The 17,377-nt window shown below is 64.8% G+C and carries 18 protein-coding genes; 1 reads left to right on the top strand and 17 read right to left on the bottom strand.

The annotated features are described in order from the left end of the window. Positions 1–20 precede the first annotated feature (20 nt). A complete protein-coding gene (gene nusA / locus ABIB06_RS17690) occupies positions 21–1,631 on the bottom strand; it encodes a transcription termination factor NusA (protein ID WP_247444563.1) in 1,611 nt (536 codons plus the stop codon). A 2-nt stretch (positions 1,632–1,633) separates the two neighbouring features. Beyond that, entirely contained in the window at positions 1,634–2,413 is a 780-nt protein-coding gene (rimP, locus tag ABIB06_RS17695) for a ribosome maturation factor RimP (RefSeq protein WP_354049081.1), read from the bottom strand. Between the two features lie 378 nt (positions 2,414–2,791). On the opposite strand from rimP, the gene ABIB06_RS17700 reads away from it, so the two are divergent. Next, complete coding sequence (locus tag ABIB06_RS17700) at positions 2,792–3,874, top strand: DUF2336 domain-containing protein (protein WP_354048947.1); 1,083 nt, start codon at positions 2,792–2,794, stop codon at positions 3,872–3,874. Here the strand turns inward: ABIB06_RS17700 and ABIB06_RS17705 are convergent. The 15 genes from ABIB06_RS17705 to trpS all read right to left on the bottom strand — a co-directional run bounded on the left by ABIB06_RS17705 (position 3,871) and on the right by trpS (position 17,316). Beyond that, a complete protein-coding gene (locus ABIB06_RS17705; RefSeq protein ID WP_354048949.1) occupies positions 3,871–4,581 on the bottom strand; it encodes a tRNA (guanine(46)-N(7))-methyltransferase TrmB in 711 nt (236 codons plus the stop codon). The genes ABIB06_RS17700 and ABIB06_RS17705 overlap by 4 nt on opposite strands. Then, complete coding sequence (locus tag ABIB06_RS17710; RefSeq protein WP_354048951.1) at positions 4,578–5,735, bottom strand: M20 family metallopeptidase; 1,158 nt, start codon at positions 5,733–5,735, stop codon at positions 4,578–4,580. The genes ABIB06_RS17705 and ABIB06_RS17710 overlap by 4 nt, the downstream gene beginning before the upstream one ends. An 85-nt stretch (positions 5,736–5,820) precedes the next feature. Continuing rightward, complete coding sequence (locus tag ABIB06_RS17715) at positions 5,821–6,234, bottom strand: helix-turn-helix domain-containing protein (protein ID WP_007603895.1); 414 nt, start codon at positions 6,232–6,234, stop codon at positions 5,821–5,823. Positions 6,235–6,444: 210 nt separating this feature from the next. Then, on the bottom strand, positions 6,445–8,058 hold the full coding sequence (lnt, locus tag ABIB06_RS17720) for an apolipoprotein N-acyltransferase (RefSeq protein ID WP_354048954.1): 1,614 nt from the start codon (positions 8,056–8,058) through the stop codon (positions 6,445–6,447). Beyond that, positions 8,055–9,173: a hemolysin family protein gene (locus ABIB06_RS17725; RefSeq protein WP_247352860.1), complete on the bottom strand. Its 1,119-nt coding sequence runs from the start codon at positions 9,171–9,173 to the stop codon at positions 8,055–8,057. Before ABIB06_RS17725 ends, lnt begins: the two co-directional genes overlap by 4 nt. A 1-nt stretch (position 9,174) precedes the next feature. Then, positions 9,175–9,684, bottom strand: coding sequence for an rRNA maturation RNase YbeY (gene ybeY / locus ABIB06_RS17730; protein WP_354048956.1), 510 nt, complete (start codon positions 9,682–9,684; stop codon positions 9,175–9,177). Positions 9,685–9,746: 62 nt separating this feature from the next. Beyond that, complete coding sequence (locus tag ABIB06_RS17735) at positions 9,747–10,808, bottom strand: PhoH family protein (RefSeq protein ID WP_247352864.1); 1,062 nt, start codon at positions 10,806–10,808, stop codon at positions 9,747–9,749. Between the two features lie 4 nt (positions 10,809–10,812). Continuing rightward, positions 10,813–12,207 carry a tRNA (N6-isopentenyl adenosine(37)-C2)-methylthiotransferase MiaB gene (gene miaB, locus ABIB06_RS17740; protein WP_354048958.1) on the bottom strand — a complete coding sequence of 465 codons (1,395 nt, stop codon included), beginning with the start codon at positions 12,205–12,207 and terminating at the stop codon, positions 10,813–10,815. Positions 12,208–12,397: 190 nt separating this feature from the next. Further along, positions 12,398–13,078 carry an HAD family hydrolase gene (locus ABIB06_RS17745; RefSeq protein WP_354048960.1) on the bottom strand — a complete coding sequence of 227 codons (681 nt, stop codon included), beginning with the start codon at positions 13,076–13,078 and terminating at the stop codon, positions 12,398–12,400. Beyond that, a complete protein-coding gene (locus tag ABIB06_RS17750; protein WP_247352869.1) occupies positions 13,079–13,534 on the bottom strand; it encodes a Fur family transcriptional regulator in 456 nt (151 codons plus the stop codon). 39 nt (positions 13,535–13,573) lie between these two features. Beyond that, complete coding sequence (gene rimI / locus ABIB06_RS17755) at positions 13,574–14,059, bottom strand: ribosomal protein S18-alanine N-acetyltransferase (RefSeq protein WP_354048962.1); 486 nt, start codon at positions 14,057–14,059, stop codon at positions 13,574–13,576. Beyond that, the gene (gene tsaB, locus ABIB06_RS17760) at positions 14,056–14,751 is read right to left on the bottom strand and encodes a tRNA (adenosine(37)-N6)-threonylcarbamoyltransferase complex dimerization subunit type 1 TsaB (protein ID WP_354048964.1); all 696 of its coding nucleotides are present in this window, start codon (positions 14,749–14,751) and stop codon (positions 14,056–14,058) included. The genes rimI and tsaB overlap by 4 nt, the downstream gene beginning before the upstream one ends. A gap of 168 nt (positions 14,752–14,919) precedes the next feature. Continuing rightward, entirely contained in the window at positions 14,920–15,489 is a 570-nt protein-coding gene (locus ABIB06_RS17765) for a NifU family protein (RefSeq protein WP_247352874.1), read from the bottom strand. 172 nt (positions 15,490–15,661) lie between these two features. Continuing rightward, positions 15,662–16,156 (bottom strand): universal stress protein, encoded by a 495-nt coding sequence (locus ABIB06_RS17770; protein ID WP_247352877.1) that lies wholly within the window; start codon positions 16,154–16,156, stop codon positions 15,662–15,664. A 107-nt stretch (positions 16,157–16,263) separates the two neighbouring features. Continuing rightward, positions 16,264–17,316: a tryptophan--tRNA ligase gene (trpS, locus tag ABIB06_RS17775; protein WP_354048966.1), complete on the bottom strand. Its 1,053-nt coding sequence runs from the start codon at positions 17,314–17,316 to the stop codon at positions 16,264–16,266. Positions 17,317–17,377: the final 61 nt, after the last annotated feature.

Here is a 17,377-nt window from a genome sequence, read left to right on the forward strand (position 1 = left end):
GGGTGACATCCTCCTTCGCCCTAAGCTGGCTGATCTTCGGCCGCCTCGGCCTCCTCAGCCGGCTTGGCGAGATCGGCCTCAGTGATCCAGCCGGCCTTGACGCGGGCCTGCATGATCATCGCTTCGGCATCGTCACGGGAGATCTCCAGGCCGTCGAGCGCGCCCGGATATTTGGTCTGCTCGCCGCCTTCCTTGCGCTCGGTCCAGCCGACCAGATCGTCAGTGGCGCAACCGGCGAGGTCGTCGACCGTCTTGATGTCGTTCTCGCCGAATTTCACCAGCATCTTCGAGGTGACGCCGGGCACGTCCTTGACGGCGTCCTCGACGCCGAGCTCCTTGCGCCTGGCCTCGATCTCGGCTTCCAGCTGTTCGAGATATTCACGAGCGCGGTTCTGGAGTTCCTGTGCAGTCTCCTCGTCGAAGCCCTCGATGCCGGCGAGCTCCTTAAGGTCCACCATCGCGAGTTCCTCGACCGAGGTGAAGCCTTCGGACGCCAGCAATTGACCGACCACTTCGTCGACATTGAGCGATTCCATGAAGACGCGGGTGGAGTTCTCGAAGTCGGCCTGGCGGCGCTCCGATTCCTCCTGCTCGGTCAGGATGTCGATGTCCCAGCCGGTGAGCTGCGAGGCCAGACGCACGTTCTGGCCGCGGCGACCGATCGCCAGCGAGAGCTGGTTGTTGGTGTCGGGCACGACGACCTCGATGCGCTCGCGGTCTTCGTCGATGACGACCTTGGAGACTTCGGCCGGCGCCAGCGCGTTGACCACGAAGGTCGCGATGTCGGGCGACCAGGGGATGATGTCGATCTTCTCGCCCTGCAATTCGTTCACCACCGCCTGCACGCGCGAACCGCGCATACCGACGCAGGCGCCGACCGGATCGACCGAGGAATCGCGGGAAATCACGCCGATTTTCGCGCGCGAGCCGGGATCTCGGGCAACCGCCTTGATCTCGACGATGCCGTCATAGATCTCGGGTACTTCCTGCGCGAACAGTTTTGCCATGAACTGCGGATGGGTGCGGGAGAGGAAAATCTGCGGGCCGCGGGTCTCGCGGCGGACGTCGAAGATGTAGGCGCGGACGCGGTCACCGTTGCGGAACACTTCGCGCGGCAGCATCTCGTCGCGCCGGATGATGGCCTCGCCGCGGCCGAGATCGACGATCACGCTGCCATATTCGACGCGCTTGACGACGCCGTTGACGATGTCGCCGATGCGGTCCTTGAATTCCTGATATTGCCGGTCGCGCTCGGCTTCGCGCACCTTCTGCACGATCACCTGCTTGGCCGACTGCGCGGCGATGCGGCCATATTCCAGCGGCGGCAGGGTGTCGGCGATGGTGTCGCCGACCTGGGCACCGGGATTGGCGCGTTGCGCATCCACCAGCGAGATCTGGTTGGAATGGTTTTCGACCGTCTCGACCACCAGCATATGGCGCGACAGCCGCAGCTCGCCCTTCTTCGGGTCGATCTCGGCGTGAACATCAGTCTCGCTGCCGTAACGTGCCCGTGCCGCCTTGGCGATGGCGTCCTCCATCGCCGCGATCACGATGCCGCGGTCGATCGATTTCTCGCGTGCAACGGCGTCGGCGATCTGGAGCAATTCAAGTCGATTGGCGCTGACTGCCATGGCTAGTCTCCTTCGTCAGGATCGATCTCGCCCCGTCGCGCGCGTTCGGCGGCCAGGCGATGTTTCTTGGTATTGGTCGGGGCCGGCTTCTTTGTAGTGGTCGGCGCCGGCTTCTTTGTCGGCTTCGTGTTCTTGGTCGTTTTTTCGCTGATGCCGGCGTGCGGTGCAGCCGGCGGCTCCAAGCCCAGATTGCGGCGCATCTCGCGTGCCTGGGCCTTGCCGCGGCGCATGGATTCCGCGATCAGCTCGTCGGTCAGCACCAGCCGTGCCTCGGCGATATCCTCCATCGTCAGGAGAACGTCGGCAGCCTCATTCGCCTTGACGTCGTCGCGATGCAGATGCACGCGATCGCCTTCGACGGGACCGATCGTGCCGCGGAACCGCTTCCGCCCCTCATGGGCGACCGCCATCTCGATCTTCACCAGATGCCCCGCATAACGCTCGAAGTCGGAGCGGCGAACCAGCGGGCGGTCGATCCCCGGGGAAGAGATTTCCAGCCGATAGGCGCGATCGACGAGGTCGGCGACGTCGAGCACCGGCGACAGCGCCCGCGAGATCGCCTCGCAATCCTCGATCTGCATCGAGCCGTCAGGCCGCTCGGCCATGACCTGCACGGTGCAGCCGGATTCCCCGGAAATGCGGATCCGCACCAGGCGGTAGCCCATGCCTTCGAGCACCGGCCCCGTGACCGCGGACACCCGTGCCGCCACGCCCGGCTCGACCACGAGCCTCGGCTCGGCCAGCAGTTCGGCATCCGTGGAACCAGAGTTCGGCTCGGTCATGTCAGGGGTCAAGGCGCTCGATATGGTTAAGGCTTGGTTTAAGATTTCAAAGCCCGTTCGGAACTCTCCCGACAGATCGCCGGGCCGCACATCTTCCGCCAAGCCGCGTTCAGGTAATAAAAAAGAGCGGGTCCTTTCGGGCCCACTCTCATTACGCGGATCGTATGAGAAGATGAATTGGCGATGATATAGCCCTTTCCGTCTTCCCGGACAAGGCCCATCGCAGGGCAGGCGAGGCTTTTTGCGACCGGGCTGCGGCCCCCCCGCGCAACGCTTCCTTCATCTAGGAGGCCTAAATTCCCTGATTGTGGGGCGGCTTGGGCCAAGGGCGCGCCCGCGGCGTGCCCTAGCGGGGTGCCCTATACGAGTTGCGTTTTCATGACCGTTGCCACGTCTCTTATTCCCGGACTGGACGATATCGTCAAACGCGGCGACCCGCGGCGTCGCGGCGAGATCGCGCGCGCCATCTCCCAATTGTTCTTTCAGGATGCTGAGAAGCTCCGTCCCGATGTCGTCGATCTCTTCGACAATCTGCTGATCGATCTCGTCCCGCACGCAGAGCTCGCCTCGCGCGTCGATCTCGCCGAACGCTTCTCGCTGCTGACCAATGCGCCACGGCATCTGGTGAGCCAGCTCGCGCGCGAAAACGAGATCACGGTGGCGGGCCCGGTGTTGCGCCGTTCGCCCGTGCTCGACGATGCCGTCCTCGTCGAGATCGCGCGGCTGAAGGGCCAGGGCCATCTGCTGGCGATGACCGAGCGCCCCACACTGTCGGCTGTCGTCACCGACGTGCTGGTCGAGCGCGGCGATCGCGATGTGGTGCGCCGCGCCGCGGGCAATGCCGGCGCGGTGTTCTCGCCCGGCAGCTATTCCGAGCTGATCAAGCGTGCCGCGCAGGACGGCGTGCTGACGCTCAAGATCGGCCAGCGCAGCGATCTTTCAGGCGAGAACCTGAAACAGCTTCTCGACGGCACGCTCGACGTCATCCGCCGCCGCCTCTCGAGCGTGGTCAATCCCGTGCGTCAGGTCGAGATCAAGCGCGCCATGGCGGCGATCGAGGAGGCCACGCTGCCGCCGGGCCCGCGTCGCGATTTCTCGGGGGCACAGCGCACGGTGCTGGCCTTGCATCGCGAGGGCCATCTTGGCGAGAGCGCGCTGCTTGGCTTCGCCAAGGCTCACAAATATGAGGAGTCGATCGCCTCGCTTTCGGCGCTGTCCGGCGTTCGCCTCTCGATCCTCGATCGCCTGGTCGCGGGTGATCGGTACGATCCAATTCTGGTGCTGGGACGCGTGCTGAATCTCGGCTGGCCGACTGTGCGCGCGCTCATCCTGCTGTGGTACGGACCGCACCGCACGCCGGCGGATGCCGACCTCGAGGCGGCGCGCGCGAATTTCACGCGCTTGATGCCGACGACCGCCGAGCGCGTCGTCAATTTCTGGCGCAATCGGCAGACGATCTAAACCCGCCTGAATCGCAGATACGCCGCCTTGCGGCCTTCGCGCGTCGCCTTTCGGCCATAGCGCGTCATCGTGTAGCCGTCCCACGGCAGGCGAAAATCATCGGCACGCTCCGCGAGCCAGACAAAGTCCTGCGAGCGCGCCAGATGCGACAGCGTCCAGGCGCAGTAATCGTCGATGTCGCAGACAAAACGGAATTCGCCGCCGGCTTTCAGCACGCGCGCCATCGCCGCGATGGTCCGGTCCTGGACGAAGCGCCGCTTCCAGTGCCGCCGTTTCGGCCAGGGATCGGGATGGATCAGGTCGATCCGCGACAGCGAAGCCTTCGGCAGCCAGGCCAGGAGCTCGGCGGCATCGCCTGCGAACAGACGGATGTTGCCGATGCTGGCTGCCTCGATCTGCGCGAGGATCTTCGCCATGCCGTTGACATAGGGCTCGCAGCCGATGAAGCCGGTTGTGACGAAGTTTTGCGCTTCCGCCGCAAGATGCTCGCCGCCGCCGAAGCCGATCTCGAGCCGCACGTCGTCGGCCGCGGGGGTGAATATCTCGCGGGCATCCGCCGGTGCTTCACTGTCGATGGCGAGCGCAAGACGCGGCAGCAGATGACCGATCAGCTCGGCCTGGTGCTGCCTGAGCTTGTGGCCCTTGCGGCGTCCGAAGAACGCACGCTCGCTGTCATCGCGACCGGGATCTGATTTGCGTTCGCTCATCGCAGCGTCTGGTACAGGCGATGGAGCAGCCGCGCGCGCGGTTCGAGCGATGAGACATAGAGCTGCTCATAATGGGTGTGCGCGCCCTTGCCGTCGACGCCGAGCCCGTCGAGCGTCGCGGTGTGGGCGGCGGTGAAATTGCCGTCCGAGCCGCCGCCGGTGTGAGCGTCGACCAGCTCGAAGCCGATCTCCATGGCGACAGTCTTCGCATGTTCGTACAGCGATGCGCCTGCATTGCTCTTCTCGTAAGGCGGACGATTGAGCCCGCCCGTGACCTTGACGGTGACGCCATCCGTCTTTGATGTCAGGGCGAGGATCTTGCCGACGAATTCGTCCGCGTCCTTGAAGCTCCGCACGCGCAGATCGATTTCGGCATGGGCTTCTTCCGGCGTCACGTTGGGCCGCGTGCCGCCGCGCACCACGCCAACATTGACGGTGACGCCGCGCGCCAGATCGTTCATCGCTTCCAGCGCCAGGATGACGTTGGCAAGCTCGCGGATCGCGCTGCGGCCGTCCTGGGGCCGCGTGCCGGCATGTGCGGGCACACCCTTGATAAAGACTTCGAATCGCCCGACGCCCTTGCGGCCGGTGACAATCTTGCCGCCGTCGCGCGCCGGCTCCGTCACCAGCACGTATTTGGCCTTGCGCCCTTCCGTCTCGATCAGTGCACGAGAGGTGGGGCTGCCGATCTCCTCGTCGGAAGTGAACATGTGGGTGATGCCGAGCGGCGAGCGATCGGCCGTGGCGCAAAGCGCGCGAAAGGCCTGATGGGCAATGTAGGCGCCGCCCTTCATGTCGTAGATGCCGGGACCGAACGCGCTGTCGCCTTCGACCTTGAACGGCAGGCGCTCGACGAACCCCATGGGATGAACGGTATCGAGGTGGCTCAGCACCAGGATGCCCGGCCGGTCCTGGCCCCAGGTCGAGCGCGCCACGAGATGATCACCGCAACCATCGACGCCGGCGACGCGCTCGAGCGTAACAGGGAGATCGCGGTATTGCTCCGCGACCATGGAGATCAGCTTGTTGACCTGTTCAGGCGCTTCCGTTGGCGTCTCGACCTCCACCCAGCGGCGGATGCCATCGAGAATAGTTTGGGAATCGAACCAATTGGAGCTGGTCATGGGCGCATCTGTGCCTTTGAATCGCATCATCGGGAAGGGCGCGCATCAAAGCGCGGCCGCAAATGACGACATAGGCCAGATTTGACGCAGTCTCAAATCCGATTGAGACGGCGCGTCAGCGCTTGTCAGGGCCTTCGCGAGCCGCGATCTGCTCGACGAGATCGACGATCGAGCGGCGCATCTTCGAATCGGTGATTCGGGTGAACGCCTTGGTCAAAGCGAGTCCTTCGGAAGTCGCGAGGAAGTCCGAGACGTAAGACGGCGATGCGCCTTCGCTGAAGCCATCCGGACCCGGCACGCCGCTCGGACCGCCCTCGAACAGGAACGACACCGGCACCTGGAGAATCTCGGCAATTTGCTGGATGCGGCTCGCGCCGACCCGGTTGGTGCCCTTCTCGTATTTCTGGACCTGCTGGAAAGTCAGCCCCAAAGCTTCACCGAGCTTTTCCTGGCTCATGCCCAACATGATGCGGCGCATCCGCACGCGACTGCCGACATATTTGTCAACAGGGTTGGGCGCTTTCGACATTTCCTCAGCCCTCCAAACATCACCTTCGGCGCAATCAGGAATGCCTCAGGTGTCAGCACCGTCAAAATCAAACCCTGTTATTGAGAAACATTGCGGAGAAATTTAGCAATGCCCACTGTCTTTTGCAGATGGTGCAGAATGAGGAGGCCGCGTGCAGTCTGTCAACCGTGGGACTACGGTTGTCAAAAGTTTCCGGCCGCGACGGCGTGATCAAGGGTGCCGTTTGGCAACACGTCGGCGGACCGCCAGAAATATGGCCAGCGCGACGAGCATGGCCGCGGGCACATCGCCCACCCGCGCATAGACCGTCGGCGGGATCGCGGCGGGCAGGTTTGCGTCCAATATGCCTTCGATTCCGAGACCGAGACTGGCGACGGTGCGTCCCACCGGATCGACTACCGCGGAGACGCCGGTATTCGCGGAGCGGACCAGCGGCAATCCGAGCTCGATCGCACGCATCCGCGCCTGCTCCAGGTGTTGATAGGGGCCGGTCGAGATGCCGAACCAGCCGTCATTGGTGAGATTCACGATCCAGCCCGGACGCTCATTGCGTCCAGCCACCTCGCCGGGAAAGATTGCTTCGTAGCAGATCAGCGGCAGCGCAGGCGGCGCGCCGGGGACCGGCAGGGCATGGCGCACGGTGCCTGGAATGAAGCCGCCGCGCACACGCGTGAGTTGCTCAAAACCGAGCTTCTCCATCAGACCTTGGTACGGAAGAAATTCGCCGAACGGCACCAAATGCAGCTTGTCGTACACCGCGAGCACGCTGGCGTCGTGGTCGATCACGTAGATCGAATTATAGGCGCGGGTGATCGGCGTGCCGCGCGGCAGGTCGGGCGCGCGGACCGAGCCCGTGATCAGTACCGTGCCCCTGGGCAGAAGCTCGGCGATTTGCGCCATCGCATCGGCTTCGCGGGTCAGGAAGAACGGAAACGCGGATTCCGGCCAGATCAGGATGGTGGCATCGCGTACACCGGTCGATTGCGGTCCGGAGGCGCGATCGGACAAGGCCAGATATTTCTTCATCACCTCCGCCTTGGCGGCGTAGTTGAATTTCGCGTCTTGCTGGAGATCCGGCTGCATCAGGCGCAGCTTGATGCCCGCGACCATCGTGGTCGGATACACCGACAGGCGAATCGCGCCGAAGATGCTCATGACAAGCAGGAGCACCACGGCCGCGGCCGGCACGCGCCACGCCAGGCGGCGATCGGGCGTGCGGTCGATCAGCGTTGCAGGGCTCGCGAAGATCGCAACCGCCAGGAACGTCATGCCCCACAGCCCGATCAGCGAGGCCGTTTGTGCCAGCGGCAGCGGCTCGGACAGCGCGTAGCCGAACGCGTTCCAGGGAAAGCCGGTCAGCGCGTGACCGCGTAGCCATTCGGTGATGGTGAGGCTTGCCGCGAGCGCAAGCACGCGCGTGGCGTTCTTGGTCCAGAGCAGGCGGGCGAGCGCAAAGCCCATCGCCGTGAAGATGGAAAGATAGGCCGGCAGGCCCAGCACGGCGAACGGCGTCAGCCAGGCGAACACATCGGCGTCGACGAAGAAGGCGTAGCCGATCCAATAAAGGCCGGGGACGAAATAGCCGAGCCCGAACCAGTAGCCGGTCAGCGCCGCGGCGGGGACGCCGCCATATCGCCCGGCGCCGGCGCCGTCGATCAGCCAGACCAGCACCGGGAACGTGATGAACAGCACCGGGAAGGCGTTGAACGGCGCCAGCGCCAGCACCGAGAGCGCCCCGGCCGCCATCGCGACGAGCGCGCGCTTCCATCCCCAGGTGAGGATAATGGCAAGCGCGATCTGGCGAAGTCGCTGGAACGGGCTCACTGCGGACCGGTCCCGTCGCTTGGCGGCGGGGTGGGGGTGTCGCTGGCCGTCGGCTGGCTGCCATCCGGCGCAGTCTCGCGGCGCCGGCTCTCGCGCTGGGTCCGCGGCGCGGGACGCTCCTTCCGCGTCGAAATCCGCAATCGCTTGACGCGGCGCGGGTCGGCATCGAGCACCTCGATCTCGTAATGGCCGGGGCCCGAGATCACCTCGCCGCGCACCGGCAGGCGCCCGACGAAGCTGACGAGATAGCCGCCCAGCGTCTCCACTTCCTCGCCGGCCTCCCCGGTGACGAAGTCCTGGCCGATCACGGTGCGGACGTCGTCGAGGCTGGCGCGGGCATCGGCGATGAAGGCGTTGTCGGGCAGCCGCACGATCGAGGGCGGTTCGTCGCTGTCGTGCTCGTCGTCGATCTCGCCGACGATCTGCTCGACGATGTCCTCGAGCGAGACCAGCCCGTCGCTACCGCCATATTCGTCGACCACCAGCGCCAGATGGATGCGGGTGGCCTGCATCTGCGCGAGCAGATCGATCGCCCGCATCGACGGCGGGACGTAGAGCAGCTTGCGGATGATGCGCGCTTCTTCGAGCGGCAGCGCGAGATCGACCGTACGCAGATCGAGCCCGGCCGGCAGCGGTTTCTTGCGCTTGGTTTTGGTGACCCCCGACACCCGCGCGCGCGCGGTCATGAAGGCGAGTAAATCGCGGATGTGGACGATGCCGACAGGATCGTCGAGCGTCTCGTTGTAGACCACGAGGCGCGAATGGCCGGCGCTCTCGAAGCGGTCCATCAACTCGCCGAGCGGGATGTCGCGCTTCACCGCGATGATGTCGGCGCGATGCACCATGACGTCGGCGATGCGGCGCTCGTGCAGGCCGAGGATGTTGCGCAGCATGGTGCGCTCGACGGTCGAGAAGCCGGTGTCGTCGGGCGTCGTGGCGTCGAGCACGACCTGAAGGTCGTCGCGCACCGAGCCCGCCTTCCACCCGAACAAGGTCCGGATGGCGCGCAGCAGCCAGCCGTCTGCGCTCGGGCGCATCACCTCGCCTGAGGTCACCACGGCCGGCAAATTGGCCGTGTTGCGCGGATTGTCGTGAATTGGGTCGGAATCCGGCATCTCAATGCGTCCCCGGGCGGTCTGCGTAGGGGTCGGGAATGCCGAGATGAGCCAGGATCTCCCGCTCCAGCGCTTCCATTTCTTCCGCGTCGTCTTCGTTTTCGTGGTCGTAGCCGACCAGGTGCAGGAAACCATGCACGGCGAGATGGCTTAAATGATGATCGAACGGTTTCTGTTCCTCGTCCGCCTCACGCCGCATAGTCTCGTAGGCGATTGCGATGTCGCCGAGCATGCGCGGCGCATCGCCCGGTTTCCATTCGCCTTCCGGCTGAAGCGCGGGAAACGACAGCACGTTGGTCGGCTTGTCGATGCCGCGCCAGTTGCTGTTCAGCGTGCGGATGCCGACATCATCGGTCAGCATCACCGCCACTTCCGCCTCCGCAACGTCTTCGTCGACATTCTCGGCGGCGGCCGCCACGGCGCGCTGGATCACGGCTTCGGAGTCGGGCTCGCTCTGCCAGCAATCGGCGACGACGAGGACCTCGGTATTGGGAAGGTTGGGGTGTGACATTGTCTTTGTTCGGAACGAAGGGGCGCCGTATCTGTGCCCGCTATGGTCCGGCTGTTGTCCCGTCAGGATTTGTTGCCGGCGGCCGGCCGCTGCGGCAAGCCTTCGTAGGCAGAAACGATCCGCGCCACGAGCTCGTGGCGGATCACGTCCTCGGCCTTGAAATGAACTTGCGCAATGCCTTCGACGCCGCTCAGCAAGCGCGTCGCCTCGGCGAGGCCCGAGGTCTGGCCGTTCGGCAGATCGATCTGCGAGGGATCGCCCGTCACGATCATGCGGCTGTTCTCGCCGAGACGCGTCAAAAACATCTTCATCTGCATCGACGTGGTGTTCTGCGCCTCGTCCAGGATGATGGCCGCGTTGGTCAGCGTGCGGCCGCGCATGAAGGCGAGCGGCGCGATCTCGATTTCGCCGGTCTGCAGCGCGCGCTCGACGATGCGCGCATCCATGAGGTCGTAGAGCGCATCGTAGATCGGGCGCAGATAAGGATCGACCTTCTCGCGGAGATCGCCGGGCAAGAAGCCGAGCCGCTCGCCGGCTTCCACCGCCGGGCGTGACAGGATGATCTTGTCGACCTCCTTGCGCTCGAACAGTTGCGCGGCATGCGCGACCGCGAGCCAGGTCTTGCCGGTGCCGGCGGGGCCGATGCCGAACACCAGCTCGTGGCGCTTCAGCGCGCGGATGTAGGAATCCTGTGCCGCCGTGCGCGCGCGCACCGGGCGCTTGCGCAAATTGATGCTGTCGAAGGTGGATTTGGCCGACTTGGCGTCGAACTCGAACAGCGAACCCTGTGCGATCACGGCGCGGATCGCGCCCTCGACCTCGCCCTGGTCGAGATCCTGTCCCTTCACGGCCTGTGCGTAGAGCGTCTCCAGCACGCGGCGCGCGGCATCGCAGCCGTCGCGTGAGCCGCCGATGGTGATGTGGTTACCCTTGGAATCGACGACGACGCCGAGCCGCCGCTCGATCTGCGCCAGATGCTGGCCGTAGGGGCCGACCAGCGCGGATGCGGCGCGATTATCGTCGAAATCGATGACGACCTGGGTCTCGGGTGGAACCTGCATGTCGCGGTCAAATTTGCGGCTGGGAGCGATAGAAGAAGACGAATCCGATGCACTTTTGGGCAAGGGTTCAGGCTCCACTGGCTTGCGATAAAGCGGGCTCGCGCGCGTTGCGCGGCGTCACGAGCTCGCCGAGAAAGCTGTAGCGTTCGAGACTGTCGATCCGGACCGGCAGGATTTGTCCGATGATGTCGGGCGAGGCCATCACGTGCGCGGGCTGGAGGAACGCGGTGCGGCCGACGATCTGGCCGTCCTTGCGGGCCGGGCGTTCGAACAGCACGTCGACCGTTGAGCCAATCGCAGCCTTGTTGAAGGCCGATTGCTGGCTGTCGATCAGTTCCTGGAGCCGCTCCAATCGCTGGTCCATCTCGGCTGGGGACACCGTCTCCTGCATGTCCGCGGCCGGCGTTCCCGGCCGGGCGGAGTATTTGAACGAATACGCCGCAGCGTAGCCGATTTGCGCGACAAGCGCGAGTGTCGCGAGAAAATCTTGCTCGCTCTCGCCGGGGAAGCCGACGATAAAATCCGATGAAAAAGCAATGTCTTGGCGCGCGGACCGGAAACGGTCGACAACACGCCGATAATCATCGGCGGTATGTTTCCGGTTCATGGCCGCCAAAATCCGGTCCGAGCCCGACTGGACCGGCAGGTGCACGAACGGCATCAGCTCGCCGAGATCGCGATGGGCTGCAATCAAACTGTCATCGACATCGCGCGGATGGCTGGTCGAATAGCGCAGCCGCGCGACGCCCGGCAGCGCCGCGAGGTGCTCCAGCAGTCTGCCGAGCGGCCAGCTTTTTCCGTCCGGCCCCTCGCCATGATAGGCGTTGACGTTCTGGCCGATCAGCGTGAGCTCGCGCACGCCGTTGTCGGCGAGCCGCTTCACGTCGTCGACGATCTTTGCCACCGGCCGCGAGACTTCCGAACCTCGCGTGTACGGCACGACGCAGAAGGTGCAGAACTTGTCGCAGCCTTCCTGGACCGTGACGAAGGCGGAAATGCCGCGGGCGCGGATCGCGTCGGGCTTGGGCTGGGCAAGGAAGCCGAACTTGTTCGCGGCCGGAAATTCGGTCTCGATCGCACGGCCTTCATTGCCGGCGCGCTTCAACAGCTGCGGCAAATGATGATAGCTCTGCGGGCCGACCACGACGTCGACCGCGGGTGCACGGCGCACGATCTCCTCGCCCTCGGCCTGCGCCACGCAGCCCGCGACCGCGATCTGCATGGTGCGGCCTGCGCGCGCAGCCTCGTCCTTGGCGATGCGCAGCCGGCCGAGCTCCGAATAGACCTTCTCCGAGGCCTTCTCGCGGATATGGCAGGTGTTGAGGATGACGAGGTCGGCGTCATCAGCGCTGGCCGTCTCCACGAATCCTTCCGGGGCCAGCGTGTCCACCATGCGCTGGGCATCGTAGACGTTCATCTGGCAGCCATATGATTTGATGTGCAGCTTGCGCGGCGGCGTCATGGAACCCGGAGTTGAGGTGGAGGACAGCCCTCAAATATAGGCTGGAGCGGCGAAAATCCAGCGAATGGGTCCATCAAAGGCATTTCGGGGCGCCGCAAGCCAAGCAAGCCCCGAATCTCCACCTAAAACCTCCGGATTCCCGGTTCACGCGCTGGACGCGTCCTTCGGGACTGACGCCAGATGGCCGAAATCAACCCGTCAAGGCGTCCGCCGCGACCCGCCGGATCAGCTCCGGCAGCTGATGCATGTCGGCAAAGAGCAGGTCGGCGCCGGCCCGATGCAATGTTTCGGCATGGCCCTCGCGGCAATGGCTCCCGCCGTGAAAGCCGAACACCGTCATCCCGGCCGCCCGCGCGCCGGCAATTCCGGCCAGGCTGTCCTCGATCACGACGCAGCGCTCGGGCGGCACGCCCATCTCGTTCGCTGCGAACAGGAACAGGTCCGGTGCCGGCTTGCCGTTCTTCACCTGGGAAGCCGAGAAGATATTTGGCGCGAGGCGCTCGTGGAGGCCCGTGCTTCCCAGGCTCACGCGCATGCGCTGATGCGAGCCGCTCGAGGCGACGCAGACGCGCTGGTTGATGACGTCAAGCACGTCGCGAATGCCGCGGATCGCCTCAAGGTCGGCTTCGAACGCGCGGAACAGCTCGTCCTGCAGGTCGCCGTGATAGGCTTCGGGCAGCTTGCGGCCGAGCTCGGTCTCGATCTCGAGATTGGCTTGCCGCGTCGAGCGGCCGAGAAAGCGCTCGAATACCTGATCCGAGGTAATTGGATAACCGTGCCTGGACAGCACATCCGCATGCGCGCGACAGGAGATCACCTCGCTGTCCACGAGCACGCCGTCGCAATCGAAGATGACGAGATCGATCGGCACTTAACTTGTGGGTTTGTCGTCGTCGAGCGGGACGCAATAGAGTTCGAGCCGATGATCGACCAGCTTGTAACCGAGCTTGCGGGCGATCTCCGCCTGGAGCTTCTCGATTTCCTCGGAGGTGAACTCGATCACCTTGCCGTCGCGCAGGTTGATGAGGTGGTCGTGATGGCTGTCGCGCATCTGCTCGTAACGCGCGCGGCCTTCGCGGAAATCATGGCGCTCGATGATGCCCGCATCCTCGAACAATTTGACGGTGCGATACACGGTCGAGATCGAGATCTTGTCGTCGACCGCAACACAGCGACGGTATAATTCCTCGACGTCGGGATGATCGACCGCCTCCGCGAGCACGCGGGCGATGACACGGCGCTGCTCGGTCATGCGCATGCCCGTTGCGGCACAGCGCGCCTCGATGCCGGACGCCTTTGATTCGGAAGAAGGTTTCAGTGCGGTCATAGATTTGTCTGCCTAGCGGGGCGCTTTCTGCCACCAATGTTACGGCAAGTCACGTCGCATCAGAAGTGCGTTCAATTGTTCCCCGTTCGGCTGCTTATAGTAGCGTTCGCGGCGTCCGACCACCATGAATCCGGTTCGGTCATAGAGCCGCCGCGCCGGCTGGTTATTTTCCTCGACCTCGAGAAATATCGTGCGCACGCCACGTCCGGCCAGGTGGCCGAGATGGGTCATCAGCAGCGTGCGGGAGAGGCCGCGGCCGCGATGGGCCTGGTCGACCGCGATCGAGAGGATTTCCGCTTCGTCCGCGCCGATCCGCGACACCGCAAAGCCGATCGTGCTGCGGCCGAGGCGCAACCGGTGCACCAGCGTGTTGCGCTCACTAAGCATGCTCTCGAACTCGCCTTCGCCCCAGCCGCGCGCGAAGGAGGCGCCGTGAAGCTGCGCGAGCCGTGCGACGTCGCGCGCGACAGCCGGCTCGACAACGGCCGTGCCGCCGCGCCACCATTCCGACAACCATCTCATCATGAGCTTGCAGCTTGTGCTGCAAGCGGCAGGTGTGCGGCCGGCTTTGCATCGGGCGCGCGCAGATAGAATGGCCGCGCCGGATTTGTCTCGGGATCGGCCGCGGCGCCAAGCCACGCGACCCAGCCGATGTCAGGCGCGGGCTGCGCGTCGACCGCGACCGGCTGCGGGATATCTTTCGGCCAGCGATCCGCGAGGATCTTTGCGGCATTGCCGACCAGATGCGGCGCGCCGAATTGCGAGGCCGCGATCACCTCGTCGATGGACGCGACGCCCGGCCGTACCAGCTGGCTGCCGTCGCCGGCCACGATCTGGAAGTAGACGTGATCGTGCCGGGCATCGATCGCGGAGATCACCGGCGCCGTTCCGCTCTGGCCGACCACGGTGGCGGCATAGGCCGACAAGGTAGTCAGGCCTACGGCGGGACGCTTCGCCGCAAGCGCCAGGCCGCGGGCCGCCGAGATGCCGACGCGCAGCCCGGTGAAACTTCCAGGGCCCATGGTGACCGCGATGCGATCGAGCGAGGTGAAGGCGAGATTGGCTGATAGCATCACGCGCGCGATCATCGGCATCAGCGCTTCGGCGTGGCCGCGCTTCATCAGAAGCTGCTCCTGCGCAAGGAGCTGGCCGGCGTCGGTGTCGAGCACGGCGGCCGCGCACGCTTCCAGCGCGGTATCGATGGCAAGGATCAGCATAAGGCGATCATAGCATTGGCAATCGCATGATGCCCGATGTTCTTGCCGTCATGGCCGGGCTTGTCCCGGCCATCCACGCCTTTGCGCTCCAAGAACGTGAATGCCGCGTGCCCGGTCAGACCTCGCAGGGTGGGCAAAGGCGCACTTGCGCCGTGCCCACCATCGCGCCTACATCGGCCGGACTTCGACCACGTCGGGCACGAAATGCTTGAGCAGGTTCTGGATGCCGTGCTGGAGCGTCGCGGTCGATGACGGGCAGCCGGCGCAGGAGCCCTTCATGTTGAGATAGACGATACCGTCCTTGAAGCCGCGGAAAGTGATGTCGCCGCCGTCATTGGCGACCGCCGGCCGCACGCGGGTCTCGATCAGATCCTTGATCACGTCGACCGTCTCGGCATCGGCCTCGTCGAAGAATTCGTCCTCGCCATCGATATCGACATTGCTCGCGGCTGCACCGTCGGCGAGCAGCGGCGCGCCGGACATGTAGTGCTCCATGATGGCGCCGAGGATCGCGGGCTTGAGCTGTTGCCATTCACCGTTCGCCTTGGTCACGGTGATGAAGTCCGATCCATAGAACACACCGATGACGCCGGGGACGTCGAACAGCTTTTCGGCGAGCGGCGAGCGTGCGGCCGATTCGCGGTTCGCAAATTCCATCGGACCGCCGTCGACCACGACGCGGCCGGGAATGAACTTCAGCGTGGCGGGATTGGGGGTGGCTTCGGTTTGAATGAACATGGTTTTCTCCAGACGTCGCCGGTTCAAGGCCGGCGCGTGCTCTATCCACTAGCAGATGGCGACGGCGAACGCACGGTCAAGGGGTGAGCTGGCCGTTTGCCTGTTATATCAGCGGGTTAGGGCGCCCGCTTCTCCCTCCCAAGGCAAGCGATGCGAGGTGAAGAGCGGCAGCCTACGACAGCGAATCCACGCTTTGGTCGCTCAGCGCGCCCGAAATGACCGTCACCGGCACCGGGAACGTGCCCAGCGCGTGCGCGAGCAGCGCGACCAGCGGCCCCGGTCCCTCCGCGCCCGGGTTCGCGGCGAGCACCAGCATGGCGATGTCGGGGTCCTCGTCGATCACCGCCAGCAGCTGTTCCATCGCGCCGCCTTCGCGGATGACCCGCTCCGGCGTGATCGCGGCGATGCCGTTGGCACGGCCGGCGGCACGGTCGAGCGCGGCTTCCGCTGCCTCATGCGCTTCGGCGCGCATGATGTCGGCGACCCCCAGCCATTCCTGGCTCTGCTGGTCGGGCTCGATGATGCGGAGCATCACCACGCCGCCGCCGGCGCGGATCGCCCAGCGGCTGGCATAATAAACCGCACGATCCCACTCGGCGGTGTCGTCGACGATGACGAGGCATTTGGGCTTGTGACCCGGCTGGAAGCAAAGTCGCTTGCTGGTCATGCATGTCCCGGAATGTGCACAACGACATGCTGCCACACTCCGTCCCGCTTGGGGAGAGGAGAAGCCGCCGGCGCCGTGGCGTCGGCTGCTTTTCCTGAATGCGGGAATCAACGCCGGCGGATGAAGCCGACGATGTCCTTCGAGAGCTTCATGGTCTCATCGGCGATCGCGCGCGCCCGGTCGGCGCCGTCGTTCAGGATCGCCTCGATATGGCCGGGGTCGGCGACGAGGCGCTTCATCTCGCCGGCGATCGGCGCGAGTTTCGTGACGCACAAATCCACCAGCGCGTTCTTGAAGCTGGAGAACTGGCCGCCGCCGAAATCCCTGAGCACTTCGGCCTTGGAACGGCCGGAGAGGGCAGCGAAGATACCGACGAGATTGTCGGCCTCGGGGCGCGCTTCCAGTCCCTTCTCCTCGGTCGGCAGCGGCTCCGGGTCGGTCTTGGCCTTGCGCACCTTCTGCGCGATGGTGTCGGCGTCGTCGGTCAAATTGATGCGCGAATTATCGGACGCGTCCGACTTCGACATCTTCTTGGTGCCGTCACGCAAGCTCATCACGCGCGTCGCCGGGCCCGTGATCAAGGGTTCCGGCAGCGGGAAGAACAGGCCGTCATTGGCGCCCTGGCTGCGGATCGAGTCGGCGAAGTCGTTGTTGAATTTTTGAGCGATGTCGCGCGACAGTTCGAGATGCTGCTTCTGGTCCTCGCCGACCGGAACATGGGTGGCGCGGTAGAGCAGAATGTCGGCCGCCATCAGCACGGGATAGTCGAACAGCCCGACGGACGCATTCTCGCGATCCTTGCCGGCTTTTTCCTTGAACTGGGTCATGCGGCCCAGCCAGCCCATGCGCGCGACGCAGTTGAAGATCCAGGCGAGCTCGGCATGGCCCGAGACCTGGCTCTGGTTGAACACGATGTGCTTGCTCGGATCGATACCGCTGGCGATGAACGCCGCGGTCACCTCGCGGGTGTTGCGCGCGAGCTCGACCGGTCCACCCCACACGTCCACGCCCTGCGTGATCGCGTGCATGTCGACGACGCAATAGATGCAGTTGTGGGTTTCCTGCATCTTCACGAAGTTGACGATCGCGCCGAGATAATTGCCGAGGTGCAGATTGCCCGTCGGCTGGACGCCCGAAAAAACCCGTTCAACGAATGGCATGGTTAGTCTTCCTGGCAAGCCTTCCTGGCAAGCCTTTCCTGAAGGTCATTGGCCGTCGTTT

This window comes from Bradyrhizobium sp. LB8.2, from assembly GCF_040548035.1.
GTDB lineage: Bacteria > Pseudomonadota > Alphaproteobacteria > Rhizobiales > Xanthobacteraceae > Bradyrhizobium.